The sequence below is a fragment of the Streptomyces beijiangensis genome (genome assembly GCF_017315755.1).
In the GTDB taxonomy this organism is placed as follows: Bacteria; Actinomycetota; Actinomycetes; order Streptomycetales; family Streptomycetaceae; genus Streptomyces; species Streptomyces beijiangensis.
Genome location: NZ_JAFLRJ010001220.1, coordinates 1 through 230 on the forward strand (window position 1 = coordinate 1; position 230 = coordinate 230).

Genomic DNA, 230 nt, shown 5'->3' on the forward strand with positions numbered 1-230 from the left:
GCTTGTCCGGGTCCTCGTTGTGGACGATCATCAGGCCGCCCGCCTTGGTGACGTCGCCCTTGAGCTTCTCGTACTGCTTCGTACCGCCGGCTATGAGCAGTTTGCCGTCGGGCAGCTGGGTGTGACCGGCGCAGAACATGTCCTTGGGCGTGGGTATGTTTTTGAACTGGTTGGTCTTCGGATCCCACAGCACCGACCGGAAGCTCTTCGCGTCGAAGTTCTTCTGGTTG

The 230-nt window shown here is 60.0% G+C and carries 1 pseudogene; it reads right to left on the reverse strand.

The features are described 5' to 3' along the window. Positions 1-230: pseudogene (locus tag J0695_RS41245) on the reverse strand (radical copper oxidase GlxA); the annotation flags it as partial.